The organism is Nonomuraea sp. NPDC049646 (genome assembly GCF_044465525.1).
GTDB lineage: Bacteria > Actinomycetota > Actinomycetes > Streptosporangiales > Streptosporangiaceae > Nonomuraea.
The window spans coordinates 725,685-740,007 of record NZ_JBITLU010000002.1; the positions used below are offsets into that span (position 1 = coordinate 725,685).

A 14,323-nucleotide genomic window follows, 5' to 3' on the forward strand; every position below is an offset into this window, starting at 1 on the left:
CTCTAGGCCCGCCTTCCGCGCAGCTCGCGGTACCTGCGCACGAGTTGCTCGGTCGAGGAGTCGGGGAAGGTCTGCGGCGGCTCGTCGGAGGTGAGCGCGGGCGCCACGTCGAGCGCCATCTTCTTGCCCAGCTCGACGCCCCACTGGTCGAAGGAGTCGACGCCCCAGATCGTGCCCTCGACGAACACGATGTGCTCGTAGAGCGCGACGAGCTGGCCCAGCGTGGACGGCGTGAGCTTGGTCGCCAGGATCGTCGAGGTGGGCCGGTTGCCCGGCATCACCTTGTGCGGCACGATCTCCGGCGGCGTGCCCTCGCCCGCGATCTCCTCGGCGGTCTTGCCGAAGGCCAGCGCGCTGGTCTGGGCGAGCAGGTTGGCGGTGAGCTGGTCGTGCATGCCCTCGCGGTCCTCGAACGGCTCGGCGAAGCCGATGAAGTCGGCCGGGACGAGCCGGGTGCCCTGGTGCAGGAGCTGGTAGAAGGCGTGCTGGCCGTTGGTGCCCGGCTCGCCCCAGAAGATCTCGCCGGTCGGGACGGTCACCGGGCTGCCGTCGGCGCGCACCGACTTGCCGTTGGACTCCATGGTGAGCTGCTGGAGGTAGGCGGGGAAGCGGTGCAGCCGCTGGCTGTAGGGCAGCACGGCGCGGGTCTCGGCGCCGAAGAAGTCGGTGTACCAGATGCCGAGCAGGGCCATCAGGACCGGCATGTTGGCGTCGAAGGGCGCGGTGCGGAAGTGCTCGTCCATGCTGTGGAAGCCGGACAGCATCTCGCGGAACCGGTCCGGCCCGACGGCGATCATCAGCGACAGGCCGATGGCGCCGTCGAAGGAGTAGCGGCCGCCCACCCAGTCCCAGAAGCCGAACATGTTGTCGGTGTCGATGCCGAACTCGGCGACCTTGCCGGCGTTGGTGGAGACGGCCACGAAGTGCTTGGAGACCGCGTCCTCGCCCAGCGCGCCGGCCAGCCAGGACCGGGCGACCCTGGCGTTGGTCAGCGTCTCCAGCGTGGTGAAGGTCTTGGAGGCGACCACGAACAGCGTGGTGGCCGGGTCGAGGTCGCGCAGGTTGCCCAGGATGTCGGCGGGGTCGATGTTGGAGACGAACCTGGCCTCGACGCCGGCGTCCACGTAGTCGCGCAGCGCCTCGTAGGCCATGGCCGGGCCGAGGTCGGAGCCGCCGATGCCGATGTTGACCACGGTCCTGATCGGCTGCCCGGTGGCGCCCTTCCACTCCTTGGACCTGACGCGGTCCGCGAAGGCGCTCATCTTGTCCAGCACCGCGTGCACGTCGGCCACGACGTCCTGGCCGTCGACGACCAGCTCGGCGTTCTCCGGCATGCGCAGCGCGACGTGCAGGACGGCGCGGTCCTCGCTCACGTTGATGTGCTCGCCGCCGAACATCGCGGCGATGCGCTCGCGCAGGCCCGCCCGCTCGGCCAGGGCCACCAGCAGGTCGATCGTCTCCTGGGTGGCGCGGTGCTTGGCGTAGTCGAGGTAGAGGTCCCCGGCGCTCACCGTCATCCGCCCGGCCCTGCCCGGGTCCTCCGCGAACAGCTCACGAAGCTGCTTTCCCGCCAGCTCCTCGTGATGCTTGCCCAGAGCCGCCCACTCCTGGCTCTGGCTGATGTCGCCGTTCACCGCTTCCTCCTCATACGTCGTCAAACCTGATCACATCGTCCCGTACTCGCGGGAGATCCGCTGAGCCGGGCTCCCGTCAGGGAACCCCGTACCCCACGGGGATGATTCCGCGCATGGCGCCGGGCACTCTTTGCTTTCAGTGGGACTCCCGGCCGGGCGCGTCGCCGGAGGAGCCCGTCAGGAAGTCGAGGTCGGCGCCCAGGTGCGCCTGCGTGACGTGGTCGACGTACAGGCGCTGCCAGCCGCGGGCCGGACGGGCGTGGCCGGTCATGACCGGCTCCCTGGCGGCCAGCTCGGCCTCGGGGACGTCGACGTCGAGCCGCCTGGCCGCCACGTCGAGCACGATCGGGTCGCCGGTGCGCACCCGCGACAGCGGGCCGCCGGCCGCCGCCTCCGGCGAGGCGTGCAGGACCACCGTGCCGTACGCGGTGCCGCTCATCCGGGCGTCGCTGACCCGCACCATGTCGCGCACCCCCCTGGCCAGCAGCTTGCGCGGCAGCGGCAGGTTGCCGACCTCCGGCATGCCCGGGTAGCCCCTGGGCCCGCAGCCGCGCAGCACCAGCACCGAGGTCTCGTCGACGTCGAGGCCGGGCGAGTCGAGCCGGGCGCGGGCGTCCTCGACGCCGTCGAAGACGATCGCCCTGCCGCGGTGGCGCAGCAGCTCAGGCGAGGCGGCCGCGGGCTTGATCACGGCGCCGTCGGGCGCCAGGTTGCCGCGCAGCACGGCGATGCCCGCGTCGGGCAGCAGCGGGTCGGAGCGCCGCCGGATCACGGTGTCGTCCCAGATCTCGGCGCCGGCCAGGTGCTCGACCAGCGGCCTGCCGGTGACGGTGATCGCCGCGGGGTCGAGCAGGTCCTCGACCTCCCGCAGCAGGGCGGCCAGGCCGCCCGCCCTGAACAGGTCGTCCATCAGGTGGCGGCCGGCGGGCTGGAGATCGGCCAGCAGCGGCACGCCGGAGCCGGCCCGGTCGAAGTCGTCGAGGCTCAGCTCGACGCCGAGCCGCCCGGCGATGGCCAGCAGGTGCACGACCGCGTTGGTCGAGCCGCCGATCGCGGCCAGCGTCACGATGGCGTTGAGGAAGGAGGCCCGGGTCATGACGTGGCTGGGACGGCGGCCCGCGCCTACCAGCTCCACGGCCAGCCGGCCGCTGACGTGCGCGCGTTCCAGCAGGCGGCTGTCGGGGGCCGGGGTGCCGGCCGTGCCGGGCAGCGTCATGCCGAGCGCCTCGGCCATGCAGGCCATGGTGGAGGCGGTGCCCATCGTGTTGCAGTGGCCGCGGCTGCGGATCATGGACGACTCGGAGGCGAGGAACGCCTCGCGGGACAGCGTGCCGGCCCGCACCTCCTCGCTGAGCCGCCACACGTCGGTGCCGCAGCCGAGCGGCACGCCGCGGAAGTGCCCGGTCAGCATGGGCCCGCCGGGCACGACGAGCGCCGGCAGGTCGACCGAGGCGGCGGCCATGAGCAGCGCCGGGATCGTCTTGTCGCAGCCGCCGAGCAGCACCACGCCGTCGATCGGGTTGGCCCGCAGCAGCTCCTCGGCGGCCATCGCGGCCAGGTTGCGCCAGAGCATGGCGGTCGGGCGCACGTTCGTCTCGCCCAGCGACAGGACGGGCAGGTCGAGCGGCACGCCCCCGGCCTCCCACACGCCGTTCATGACGCTGCGGGCGACCTCGTCGAGGTGGGAGTTGCACGGCGCGAGGTCGGAGGCGCTGTTGGCGATGGCGATGTGCGGCCGCTCGCCCTCGAACGCCTCGCGCGGCAGGCCGCGGCGCATCCAGGCCCGGTGGATGTAGGAGTTCCTGTCGTCACCGGAGTACCAGAGGGAACTGCGCAGCGCCATGTGACGGCACATTATCGGCAGCCCGGGGATTCAGCACCGCCTGCGGAGGAATGGGCAAGGGCATGGACCACATAGACGCGTACTGGCGGGCGGCCAACTACCTGTCCGTCGGGCAGATCTACCTGCTGGACAACCCGCTGCTGACCGAGCCGCTGCGTCCCGAGCACATCAAGCCGCGCCTGCTCGGCCACTGGGGCACCACCCCGGGGCTGAACTTCTGCTTCGCCCACCTCAACCGGGTGATCTCCGAGCGCGACCAGGACATGATCTACATCGCCGGTCCCGGCCACGGCGGGCCCGCCGCCGTCGCGCACGCCTGGCTGGAGGGCTCCTACACCGAGCGCTATCCGGACGTCTCGCAGGACGCCGAGGGCATGCGGCGGCTGTTCCGCCAGTTCTCCTTCCCCGGCGGCATCCCCAGCCACGTCGCGCCCGAGACCCCCGGCTCCATCCACGAGGGCGGCGAGCTGGGCTACTCCCTCGCCCACGCCTACGGCGCCGCGTTCGACAACCCCGGCCTGGTGGTGGCCTGCGTCATCGGCGACGGCGAGGCCGAGACCGGCCCGCTGGCCGCGAGCTGGCATTCCGACAAGTTCCTCGACCCCCGGCGCGACGGCGTCGTGCTCCCCATCCTGCACCTGAACGGCTACAAGATCGCCAACCCCACCGTGCTCGCCCGCATCCCCGAGCAGGACCTGTTCAAGCTCATGGAGGGCTACGGCTACCGCCCCCACCTGGTCGGCCCCTCGCACGAGGAGATGGCCGCCACCCTGGACACCGTCTTCGACGAGCTGGCCGAGTACAAGGACGGCCAGGACCGGCGGCTGCCGATGATCGTGCTGCGCACGCCGAAGGGCTGGACCGGCCCGCGCGAGGTGGACGGCAAGCCGGTCGAGGGCACCTGGCGGGCCCACCAGGTGCCGCTGTCGGGCGTCCGCGACAACCCGGCGCACCTGGCGATGCTGGAGGAGTGGATGCGCTCGTACCGGCCGCAGGAGCTGTTCGGCTCCGACGGCAGGCCGGTCGAGGAGGTGCTGGCGACGGTGCCGCGGGGGCCGCTGCGGATGAGCGCCAACCCGCACGCCAACGGCGGCGAGCTGCTGCAGCCGCTGCGGCTGCCGGACTTCCGCCGGCACGCGGTCGAGGTCAAGTCCCCGGCCGCCCAGCTGACCGAGCCGACGCGGGTGCTCGGCGGGTTGCTGCGCGACGTGATCGCCGGCAACCCGCGCAACTTCCGGCTGATGGGCCCGGACGAGACCGCCTCCAACCGGCTGCAGGCCGTGTTCGAGGTCACCGACCGGGCGTGGGAGGCCGAGCTGCTGCCCACGGACGAGAACCTGGCCCCGGGCGGCCGGGTGATGGAGGTGCTGAGCGAGCACCTGTGCCAGGGCTGGCTGGAGGGCTACCTGCTGACCGGCCGCCACGGCCTGTTCAACTGCTACGAGGCGTTCATCCACATCATCGACGCCATGTTCAACCAGCACGCCAAGTGGCTGGAGTCGTCGCAGAAGATCCCCTGGCGGCGGCCGGTGGCGTCGCTGACGTACCTGCTGTCGTCGCACGTGTGGCGGCAGGACCACAACGGCTTCAGCCACCAGGACCCCGGCTTCCTGGACGTGGTCGTCAACAAGAAGGCGTCCGTGGTGCGGGTCTACCTGCCGCCGGACGCCAACACCCTGCTGTCGGTGGCCGACCACTGCCTGCGCTCGCGCGACTACGTCAACGTGATCGTGGCGGGCAAGCAGCCGGTGCTGGACCTGTTCACCATGGAGGAGGCGATCGCGCACAACACGCGCGGCCTGGGCATCCTGCCGTGGGCCTCCACCGACCAGGGCAGCGAGCCGGACGTGGTGCTGGCCTGCGCGGGCGACGTGCCGACCCAGGAGACGCTGGCCGCCGCGGCGCTGCTGCGCGAGCACCTGCCCGAGCTGAAGGTGCGCGTCGTCAACGTGGTGGACCTGATGCGGCTGCAACCGCGGTCGGAGCACCCGCACGGCCTGCCGGACGCCGAGTTCGACACGCTGTTCACCGTGGACCGGCCGATCATCTTCAACTTCCACGGCTACCCCTCGCTCATCCACCAGCTCGCCTACCGCCGCACCGGGCACGCCAACATGCACGTGCGCGGCTACAAGGAGGAGGGCACCACGACCACGCCGTTCGACATGGCCATGCTCAACGACATCGACCGCTACCACCTGGTCATCGACGTCATCGACCGGGTGCCGGGGCTCGGCTCCAAGGCCGCGCACCTGCGCCAGCGGATGAGCGACGCGCGGCTGCGGGCCCGCGCGTACACCAGGGAGCACGGCGAGGACCCGGCGGAGATCAGGTCGTGGACGTGGCCGGCCGAATTCTCGTCCTGAACACCGGCTCCTCCTCCATCAAGTACGAGCTGGTGGACGCGCGCACCCGGGAGCGGCCGGCGCGCGGGCTGGTGGAGCGCATCGGCGAGGAGCGCGGGCGGCTGACGCACCACGCGGACGGCGGGCCGCCGTACGTGCGGGAGGAGCGCTTCCCCGGGCACGCCGAGGGGCTGGCGGCGATGCTGGAGGCGTTCGCGCGGGCCGGGCCCGAGCTGGCGCCGGTCGCGGTCGGTCACCGGGTCGTGCACGGCGGCACCCGCTTCACCGGCCCGGCCCTCGTCGACGACGAGGTGATCGCCGCGATCGAGGAGCTGGCGCCGCTCGCGCCGCTGCACAACCCGGTGAACCTGGCCGGGATCCGGGTGGCGCGGGCGGCGTTCCCCGGGGTGCCGCAGGTGGCGGTGTTCGACACGGCGTTCCAGCTCACGCTGCCGCCGCAGGCGTACACGTACGCGGTGCCGCGGGCCTGGCGGGAGCTGGGCGTGCGGCGCTACGGCTTCCACGGCACCTCCTGCGCCTACGTCTCCCGCCGCGCCGCCGCCCTTCTCGGCCGCGACCTGGCCGACCTCGACCTGGTCGTGCTGCACCTGGGCAACGGCGCCAGCGCGACGGCGATGTCCGGCGGGCGCAGCGTGGACACCTCCATGGGGCTGACCCCGCTGGAGGGGCTGGTGATGGGCACCCGTTCCGGCGACGTGGACCCCGCCATCGCCGGCTACCTGGCGCGGGTGCGCGGCCTGGGCGGCGAGGAGGTCGAACGCGCGCTCAGCCACGAGGGCGGCCTGCGCGCCCTGGCCGGGACGCTCGACATGCGCGAGGTGCGGGCGCGCGGCGACGAGGAGGCCCGGCTGGCCCTGGAGGTCTACACCCGGCGCATCCGCAAGTACGTCGGCGCGTACTACGCCCTGCTCGGCCGCCTGGACGCGATCGTGTTCACCGGCGGCGTCGGCGAGCACGACGCGGCCACCCGCGCGGAGTCGCTGGCCGGGCTCGACCGGCTCGGCATCACCGTGGACCCCGCGCTGAACGCGGCCGGCCCGGCCGGGGAGCGGGCGGTCTCGCCGCCGGGCGCGGAGGTGGCGGTGCTGGTCGTGCCCACGGACGAGGAGTGGGAGATCGCCCGCCAGTCGCTGGAGGTGCTCCCCCGCCGCTGAGCGCCGCTCCGGTCAGGCGTGCGGGACGGCCGGGACCCAGAAGTCCACGATGGTGCCGGCCCCCGGCCGGTCGGTCAGGCTCCACCAGCCGCCCGCGATCTCGGCCCGTTCGCGCATCTCGATCAGCCCGAAGTGCCGCAGCGGCCCCTCGGCGCCCGGCGGCAGCCCGGCGCCGTCGTCGGCGACGCGCACGTGCACGCCGCGGTCGAGCGAGACCAGCGAGAGCCTGATCGAGGTGGCGCGGGCGTGCTTGCGCACGTTGGTGATCGCCTCCTGGCAGATCCGGAAGATGGTGACGGCGGCCTCGGGCGGCGGGTCGGCGTCGAGGCGGTGGTCGATCTCGAACGACAGCCCGGTGCCGGCCGTCACCTGCCGCAGGTAGCCGGCCAGGCCCTCGACCAGGCCCTCCTCGTCGAGGGCCGGCGGGCGCAGCTCGAAGGTCAGGTCGCGCAGGCGGGCGACGGCGGCCTCGACGGCCTCGCCGATGCCGCGCACCTCGGCGGCCCGCTCACCGCCGAGGCCGCTCTCCATCGCGCGCAGGCGCATGCCGACGGCGACCATGGACTGGATCGTGTCGTCGTGCACGTCGTAGGCGATGCGCCGGCGTTCGACCTCCTGGGCGCGGACCAGGTGGGCCAGCAGCATGCCGCGTTCGTCGAGGGCGCGGGACACGTTGCGGCGCTCGGTCAGGTCGCGGGTGACCTTGCCGAACCCGCGCAGCTCGCCGCGGTCGTCGTGCAGGGCGGTGATGACCACGCTGGCCCAGAACCTGGTGCCGTCCTTGCGGACGCGCCAGCCCTCCTCCTCCCACCGGCCGTCGGCGACGGCGACCTCCAGCTCCATGGCGGGTTTGCCGGCCGCGACGTCCTCGGGCGGGTAGAAGACCGAGAAGTGGCGGCCGATGATCTCCTCGGCGTGGTAGCCCTTGATGCGCTCGGCGCCGGCGTTCCAGCTCACGATCCGGCCCTGGGCGTCGAGCATGAAGATGGCGTAGTCGACGACGTTCTGGACCAGCAGGCGGAAGCGCTCCTCGCTGTCGCGCATCGCCTGCTCGGCCAGGCGGCGCTCGGTCAGGTCGCCGGTGACCTTGCCGAACCCGCGCAGCAGGCCCCGCTCGTCGCGCAAGGCGGTGATGACCACGCGCGCCCAGAACCGGGCGCCGTCCTTGCGCACCCGCCAGCCCTCGTCGGCCACCCGGCCGGCCGCCGCCGCGCGGCCCAGCAGCTGTTCCGGACGGCCGGCCGCGACCGCCTCGGGCGGGTAGAACACCGAGAAGTGGCGGCCGATGATCTCCTCGGCCCGGTAGCCCTTGATGCGCTCGGCGCCGGCGTTCCAGCTGGTCACATGGCCCGCGGGGTCGAGGAGACAGATCGAGTAGTCGACGACGCTGCGGACGAGCAGCTGGATGTCCTCTGACTGCCTGTCTTGACCGGGCATACTGCAGCTTCGCACGGCCCGGCGGAAGACCGAAACTCGATCATGCCCTGGAGCGCTCCTGGGCGGGCGCGACGACGTGGGGCGCCAGCTCGCACCACACCACCTTGCCGCCTTCCCCGCTCTCCCCGGCTTCCCCGCCTTCGTCGGCTTGGTCGCCTTCGTCGGCTTCGTCGGCGCGGGAGACGCCCCAGCCGGTGGACAGCAGCTCGATGACGTGCAGGCCCCAGCCGTTGTCGGGCCCCGGCTCGCGCGGCTCGGGCAGGCGGGCGCCGCGGTCGCGCACCTCGATCCGCACGTGGGAGGGGGTGCAGCGGATGCGTAAGGCGGGCGGGCCGTCGCCGTGCACCAGCGCGTTGGTCACCAGCTCGGAGACCACGAGCAGGACGTCCTCGCGGCGCCCGAGGTAGCCGCACTCGGCCAGCACCTCACGTGCTCTCTGACGGGCCGCGGTGATGCTGCCCATCTCTTCCGGCAGCCGGGTGTCCACCTGGTACGGCGCCGCGAAACTGCCCATCCTCCTACTGTCGGGCAGTACAGGGTTGATCACGAGACGCAGCGGAACCACTTCTTCCGGTGCGGATGAGGGACGCCGTCTGGTGCATCTGCGTCAGTCGAGCAGCCCTTCCCGTCGCGCGACGGCCACGGCCTCCAGCTTGGAGCGGGCCCCGAGCTTCTCCAGGACGTGCTGGACGTGGTTGCGCGCGGTGTTGCGGGCCACGCCGAGCCGCGCGCCGATCTCGACCGTGCTCGCTCCTTCGGCCAGCAGCCGCAGCGTCTCGCGCTCGCGCGCGGTCAGCGCCGTACCCGGGCTCCGCACCCGGCCGGTCAGCCGGTCGAGCACGCCGGGCAGCAGGCCGGGCGCGAACACCACGCCGCCGGCGGCCGCCTCGCGCACCGCCGACTCCAGCTCCTCCAGCCTGGACGACTTCACCAGCAGGCCCGCCCCGCCCGCCTCCACCACCCGCGCGGCGACCGAGGCGGTGGCCTCCCCGGTGAGCACCAGCACCCGGGCCTCGGGCGCGACCGCCGCGAACCGGCCGATCGCCTCGACGCCGTCGCCGTCGGGCAGCCGCCGGTCGAGCACCACGACGTCGGGCCGGCTGTGGGCGGCCGCGGCGAGGGCGGCGGCGACCGTGCCCGCCTGCGCCACTACCTCGATGCCCGGCGCCCGGCCGAGCGCCAGGCCGATGGCCTCGGCCACCATCGCGTGGTCCTCCACGAGCAGCAGCCGGATGGGGGAAGTGGTCGGCATCGCTTCGTCTCGCCTCTCCCGCGGCAACGTCCCCGGCATCTTCCCACCCGCGTCCGGCCCGCGCCGCCGGTTCCCGCGCGGCCTGTCCCCGTGCCGCCCGCTCCCGCATCGCCTGTCCGCGCCGCCCGCCCCCGTGCCGCCCGCTCCCGTGCCGCCTGTCCCGCGCCGCCTGTCCCCCGCCGCCTGTTCCGGCGCAGGCCGGGCGGGCGGCGTCGCGGGCGGCCGGAAGGGCGCGGGACGGCTCATGGGCGGGATTCGAGGAGGTCGGAGAGGCGGCGACCATTGGTAGTGTTGTCCGAAAATATGCGTATTTTTTGGATGGGTGGGATAGGTGGAGGTTGAGCAGACAGCGTTGCCGGGCATCGGACTCCGGCACGATTTCACCACCCGCGCCGGCCAGCGAGTAGGCATCGTCTCGCACCGCACCGGCCGTCGCGACCTGGTGATCTACGACAAGGACGACCCCGACCGCGCCTGTCAGACGGTCAAGCTGAACGACGAGGAGGCCGACGCCCTGGCCGAGCTCCTCGGCGCCCCCCGCATCGTCCAGCGGCTCAACCAGCTGCACCAGCAGGTCGAGGGCCTGGTCAGCGTCCAGCTCCCCATCCCGTCCGGCTCCCCCTACGCCGGGCGCACCATGGGCGAGGCGCGGGTCAGGACCCGTACCAGCGCCTCCATCGTCGCCGTGGTCCGCGGCGGCCAGGTGTTCGCCAGCCCCGGTCCCGACTTCGTCTTCGGCGAGGGCGACGTCGTGGTCGTGGTGGGAAGCGCGGACAGCACCGCGGAAGTCGCCGGCATCCTGGCTGACGGGTAGGGCCGCGGGTGCACGAAACCGCGGTCATCTTTCTCGAATTCGGTGCTGTTCTTCTAGGTCTGGGGGTATTGGGCGCGCTCGCGCTGCGCGTCGGCATCTCACCGATCCCGCTCTACCTGATCGCCGGTCTGGCGTTCGGCACGGGCGGCGTGCTGCCGCTGGCGACCAGCGAGGAGTTCATCTCGGTCGGCGCGGAGCTGGGCGTCGTCCTGCTGCTGCTGACGCTCGGTCTGGAGTACAACGCCGACGAACTGGTCACCAGCCTCACGAGCAACGCGCGGGCCGGCATCGTCGACCTCGTGCTGAACGCCGCCCCCGGCGCGATCTGCGCCTTGCTGCTGGGCTGGGGGCCGGTCGCGGCGGTGGCCATGGCGGGCGTCACCTACGCCACGTCCTCCGGCATCACCGCCAAGGTGCTGTCCGATCTGGGGTGGATCGGTAACAGGGAGACGCCGACGGTGTTGTCCCTGCTGGTGTTCGAGGACCTGACCATGGCGGTCTACCTGCCGGTCCTCACCACGCTGCTGGCGGGCCTGAGCCTGGTCAGCGGGGCGATCTCGGTCGGCATCGCGCTCGGCACGGTGAGCGTCGTGCTCGTCGTGGCGCTGCGCTTCGGGCGCTTCATCGAGGCGTTCGTGTCCAGCCCCAACTCCGAGGTGCTGCTGCTGAAGGTGGTCGGGCTGGCGCTGCTGGTGGCCGGGCTGGCCCAGCAGCTGCAGGTCTCGGCGGCGGTCGGCGCGTTCCTGGTCGGGATCGCGCTGTCGGGGCAGCTCGCGCACGACGCGCAGGCGCTGCTCGCGCCGCTGCGCGACCTGTTCGCGGCGGTGTTCTTCGTGTTCTTCGGGTTGCAGACCGATCCGGCCAAGATCCTGCCGGTGGCGGGGCTGGCCGCGCTGCTGGCGCTGGTGAGCATGGTGACCAAGCTGCTGACGGGCGCGTACGCGGCCAGACGGGCGGGCATCGGCAAGGCCGGTCAGGCGCGGGCGGGCATCGCCCTCATCCCGCGCGGCGAGTTCAACATCGTCATCGCCGGTCTGGCGGTCGGCGCCGGGGCCCATCCCGACCTCGGAGCCCTGGCGGCGGCGTACGTGCTGATCCTGGCGGCGTTCGGGCCGCTGGCGGCCAAGCTCGTCCAGCCGCTCATCACGGCCATCGCGAACAAGGCGTGATCCGCTAGTTTGTTCGCATGGCCGACCGTAAGCACGGGGTGCCCGCGCCCCCGATCGAGACGACGATCCACGCCGACGACTGGGACAGGACGGAGATCGCCGGTGAGACCTTCCACCGGGTCCTGTTCCAGGGCGTCGACCTGACCGAGCTGGTCGACCAGGGGGCCTCGTTCGAGGAGTGCACGTTCAGGAACGTGCGGCTCAACGTCTCCGTCCACGAGGACGCGCGCTTCCTCAACTGCCTGTTCAGCCGGTGTTCCCTGTTCGACGCCACGTTCAGGGGGTGCAAGCTGACCGGCAGCATGTTCGACGGCTGCACCTTCGGGCTGCTGAAGGTCGACGGCGGCGACTGGTCCTACACCGGGCTGCCCGGCGCCGACCTGCGCGGCAGCGCCTTCCACGGCGTCCGGCTGCGGGAGGCCGACCTGACCGGGGCCCGGCTGGCCGGGGCCGAGCTGCGCCGGGCCGACCTGTCGGGGGCCTGGCTGCACGGCGCCGACCTCACCGGCTGCGACCTGCGCGGCAGCGACCTGAGCACGCTCGACCCGCACACGGTCACGCTCAAGAAGGCGGTCATCGACCCCGTCCAGGCCACGGTCATCGCCGAGGCCCTGGGCCTGGAGGTCCGCTCCTGAGCGGAGGCCCTGGAGGTCCGCTCCTGAGCGGAGGCCCTTGAGGTCCGCTCCTGAGCGAAGGCCCTTGAGGTCGGTTCCTGAGGCGGGGTCGGCGATGATGGCGGGGTGCCGATCGCCGATCTCAACGACGCCGAGCGGGCCGTGGCCGCCGCGCTCGCCCACGGCCGCGCCGTCGACCTGCGCACCGGCGACCCCGCCGCCGACGACCCGGCCACGGCCGCGTCCTGGGACGCCGGCCGCACGGTCCGCGGCGAGGCGCTGGCCGGGCTGCTGCTCGGCGGGGTCGACGAGCCCGCCGCCCAGCCACGGCTGATCCTGGCGGGGGCGAGGATCACGGGCGCGCTCAACCTGGCCTTCGCCGAGCTGCCCTTCCCCGTCACCTTCCAGGGCTGCGCCTTCGACGCCGCCCCCGACCTCTACCACGCCCGCACCCGCTTCCTCAGCTTCAGCGGCTCGCTGCTGCCCGGACTGACCGCCTCGAACGTCCAGGTCGAGGGCAACCTGCGGCTGGCGGGCAGCCACGTCACCGGCGAGCTGCGGCTGCCCGGCGGCCGGATCAGCGGCAACCTCGTGCTCAACTGCGCCCGCCTGAGCCACCCGGCGGGCACGGCGCTCAACGGCGAGCACCTCGACGTGGCCGGCCACCTGCGCGCCCAGGACGGCTTCGCCTGCGACGGCACGCTCGTCCTGGCCTCCGCCCGGATCGGCGGCGCGGTCGAGCTGGACGGCGCCCGACTCAACGCGCCGGGCGGCACGGCCCTGGAGGCGTCCAACGTGATCGTCCAGGTCGGGCTGTTCGCGCGGGACATGGAGGCCGACGGCGAGGTCAGCCTGCGGTTCGCCCGCGTGTCCGGCCCGCTCACGTTACGCGGCTCGCGCATCCGGCGGCCGGGCGGGCTCGCGCTGCGCGCCACCGGGCTCAACGCCGAGGCGGGGCTCTTCCTGGCCGGGCTGACGGCCGAGGGGCAGGTGCGCCTCAACCGCTCGGTCGTCGGCGGCACCCTCGGCCTGGAGGGCGCGCGGCTGAGCGCCCCGGGCGGCGTGGTGGTCGCCGCCGACGGCCTCACCGTGAACGGCTCGCTGCTGGCCTGGCGAGGGCTGCGCGCCGAGGGCGAGTTCAGCCTGCTCGACGCCACGGTCACCGGACCGGCGCACTTCGAGGGCGCGACCCTGGTCAATCCCGGCGGAGCGGCGCTGTCGGCCAACGGCCTGTCGGTGGGCAAGGTGCTCAACCTCTGCGACGGCTTCTCCGCCCGCGGCCGGATCAGGCTGACCAGCGCCCAGGTCGGCAGCCGCCTGTGCCTCGACGGCGCCACCCTGGCCGCGCCCGGCGAGGTGGCGCTGAAGTGCTGGCGGCTGGAGGCCCGCGAGCTGGCGCTGCGCACGGCCGCGCCGGTCGAGGGGGTGGTGGAGTTACGGTACGCGCGGATCGGCGTCCTGCGTGACGACCCCGCCGGGTGGCCGCGGGCGATGCGCATGGACGGGCTGTCGTACGAGGTGCTCGACCCCATGCTGCCGGCGGCCGGGCGGCTGCGCTGGCTGCGTACCGATCCCGACGGCTACCTGCCGGGCGCCTACGAGCAGCTCGCCGCGATGTACCGGCGGCTCGGCGGCGACGCCGACGCCCGCGAGACGCTGCTGGCCGGCCAGCGGCGACGCCGCGCCGCGCTCCCCTGGTACGCCCGCTTCTGGGGCCACCTCCAGGACGCCACCGTCGGCTACGGCTTCCGCCCCCTGCGCGCGGCGGCCTGGCTGGCCGCGCTGCTGGCCGCGGGCACGGTCGTGTTCGGGCTCGACGTGCCGCCGCCGCTGAAGCCGGGCGAGGCGCCGCCGTTCCACGCGCTGGTCTACACCCTCGACCTGCTGCTGCCGATCATCGACCTCGGGCAGGAGAAGGCCTACAACCCGCAAGGGGGCGCGCAGTGGCTGGCCTGGGGGCTGATCATGGCCGGCTGGGTGCTGGCCACGACCATCGCCGCCGGTCTGACCCGCTCACTGCGCCGGACCTGAGCCGGGGGC

Annotated in this window: 11 protein-coding genes; 6 read left to right on the forward strand and 5 right to left on the reverse strand. The window is 73.2% G+C overall.

Going from position 1 to position 14,323, the window contains the following annotated elements:
- Positions 1-2: 2 nt before the first annotated feature.
- Positions 3-1,634: a glucose-6-phosphate isomerase gene (gene pgi, locus ACIBQ8_RS08205; protein WP_397173782.1), complete on the reverse strand. Its 1,632-nt coding sequence runs from the start codon at positions 1,632-1,634 to the stop codon at positions 3-5.
- A 136-nt stretch (positions 1,635-1,770) separates the two neighbouring features.
- Positions 1,771-3,477 (reverse strand): IlvD/Edd family dehydratase, encoded by a 1,707-nt coding sequence (locus tag ACIBQ8_RS08210; protein WP_397173781.1) that lies wholly within the window; start codon positions 3,475-3,477, stop codon positions 1,771-1,773.
- A 62-nt stretch (positions 3,478-3,539) separates the two neighbouring features.
- On the opposite strand from ACIBQ8_RS08210, the gene ACIBQ8_RS08215 reads away from it, so the two are divergent.
- Together ACIBQ8_RS08215 and ACIBQ8_RS08220 are read left to right on the forward strand one after the other, a co-directional pair.
- Complete coding sequence (locus ACIBQ8_RS08215) at positions 3,540-5,843, forward strand: phosphoketolase (protein WP_397173780.1); 2,304 nt, start codon at positions 3,540-3,542, stop codon at positions 5,841-5,843.
- Complete coding sequence (locus ACIBQ8_RS08220) at positions 5,813-6,997, forward strand: acetate/propionate family kinase (protein WP_397191538.1); 1,185 nt, start codon at positions 5,813-5,815, stop codon at positions 6,995-6,997. Before ACIBQ8_RS08215 ends, ACIBQ8_RS08220 begins: the two co-directional genes overlap by 31 nt.
- 12 nt (positions 6,998-7,009) lie before the next feature.
- Here the strand turns inward: ACIBQ8_RS08220 and ACIBQ8_RS08225 are convergent, their stop codons facing one another.
- The 3 genes from ACIBQ8_RS08225 to ACIBQ8_RS08235 form a co-directional block, all read right to left on the reverse strand.
- Complete coding sequence (locus tag ACIBQ8_RS08225) at positions 7,010-8,434, reverse strand: PAS domain S-box protein (protein WP_397191539.1); 1,425 nt, start codon at positions 8,432-8,434, stop codon at positions 7,010-7,012.
- Positions 8,435-8,474: 40 nt separating this feature from the next.
- Entirely contained in the window at positions 8,475-8,948 is a 474-nt protein-coding gene (locus tag ACIBQ8_RS08230; RefSeq protein WP_397173777.1) for an ATP-binding protein, read from the reverse strand.
- A 93-nt stretch (positions 8,949-9,041) separates the two neighbouring features.
- Positions 9,042-9,686 carry a response regulator gene (locus tag ACIBQ8_RS08235; protein ID WP_397191540.1) on the reverse strand — a complete coding sequence of 215 codons (645 nt, stop codon included), beginning with the start codon at positions 9,684-9,686 and terminating at the stop codon, positions 9,042-9,044.
- A gap of 331 nt (positions 9,687-10,017) precedes the next feature.
- On the opposite strand from ACIBQ8_RS08235, the gene ACIBQ8_RS08240 reads away from it, so the two are divergent.
- The 4 genes from ACIBQ8_RS08240 (at position 10,018) to ACIBQ8_RS08255 (ending at position 14,314) form a co-directional block, all read left to right on the forward strand.
- Entirely contained in the window at positions 10,018-10,500 is a 483-nt protein-coding gene (locus tag ACIBQ8_RS08240) for a cation:proton antiporter regulatory subunit (RefSeq protein WP_358010494.1), read from the forward strand.
- A gap of 8 nt (positions 10,501-10,508) precedes the next feature.
- Positions 10,509-11,669, forward strand: coding sequence for a cation:proton antiporter (locus ACIBQ8_RS08245; RefSeq protein ID WP_358286270.1), 1,161 nt, complete (start codon positions 10,509-10,511; stop codon positions 11,667-11,669).
- Between the two features lie 17 nt (positions 11,670-11,686).
- The gene (locus ACIBQ8_RS08250; RefSeq protein WP_397173773.1) at positions 11,687-12,304 is read left to right on the forward strand and encodes a pentapeptide repeat-containing protein; all 618 of its coding nucleotides are present in this window, start codon (positions 11,687-11,689) and stop codon (positions 12,302-12,304) included.
- A gap of 105 nt (positions 12,305-12,409) precedes the next feature.
- Positions 12,410-14,314: a hypothetical protein gene (locus ACIBQ8_RS08255; RefSeq protein WP_397191541.1), complete on the forward strand. Its 1,905-nt coding sequence runs from the start codon at positions 12,410-12,412 to the stop codon at positions 14,312-14,314.
- The last annotated feature ends 9 nt before the right edge of the window (positions 14,315-14,323 follow it).

Excerpts from the sequence above, each read along its gene's own strand:
- ACIBQ8_RS08235 (WP_397191540.1), bottom strand. The coding sequence starts at position 9,686 with ATGCCGACCACTTCCCCCATCCGGCTGCTGCTCGTGGAGGACCACGCG.
- ACIBQ8_RS08215 (WP_397173780.1), top strand. The coding sequence starts at position 3,540 with ATGGACCACATAGACGCGTACTGGCGGGCGGCCAACTACCTGTCCGTC.
- ACIBQ8_RS08230 (WP_397173777.1), bottom strand. The coding sequence starts at position 8,948 with ATGGGCAGTTTCGCGGCGCCGTACCAGGTGGACACCCGGCTGCCGGAA.
- ACIBQ8_RS08250 (WP_397173773.1), top strand. The coding sequence starts at position 11,687 with ATGGCCGACCGTAAGCACGGGGTGCCCGCGCCCCCGATCGAGACGACG.
- ACIBQ8_RS08225 (WP_397191539.1), bottom strand. The coding sequence starts at position 8,434 with ATGCCCGGTCAAGACAGGCAGTCAGAGGACATCCAGCTGCTCGTCCGC.
- ACIBQ8_RS08210 (WP_397173781.1), bottom strand. The coding sequence starts at position 3,477 with ATGGCGCTGCGCAGTTCCCTCTGGTACTCCGGTGACGACAGGAACTCC.